Source organism: Bacillus cereus group sp. BfR-BA-01453 (assembly GCF_022662915.1).
Lineage (GTDB): Bacteria > Bacillota > Bacilli > Bacillales > Bacillaceae_G > Bacillus_A > Bacillus_A paranthracis.
The window spans coordinates 1-291 of sequence record NZ_JAKUEN010000049.1 but is presented as its reverse complement, the minus strand read 5'-3'; the positions used below and the strand labels follow the sequence as shown (position 1 = coordinate 291).

The following is a 291-nucleotide window of genomic DNA, read 5'->3' as shown; positions in this document are numbered from 1 at the left end:
ATGATCAGGTTGATAGGTTCGAGGTGGAAGCATGGTGACATGTGGAGCTGACGAATACTAATAGATCGAGGACTTAACCATATAATATGTAGCAATGTTATCTAGTTTTGAGAGAACATAAAAAACTTGTTGACTTTTAAAGAAAATAAGTTATAATAATGATTGTCTCAAAAGAATAATGTCTGGTAATGATGGCAGAGAGGTCACACCCGTTCCCATACCGAACACGGAAGTTAAGCTCTCTAGCGCCGATGGTAGTTGGGACCTTGTCCCTGTGAGAGTAGGACGTTG

General features: G+C 40.2%; 1 rRNA gene. It reads left to right on the top strand.

What is annotated here, in order from left to right:
• Window positions 1-181 precede the first annotated feature (181 nt).
• Window positions 182-291, top strand: a 5S ribosomal RNA gene (gene rrf / locus MR070_RS26930); the annotation flags it as partial.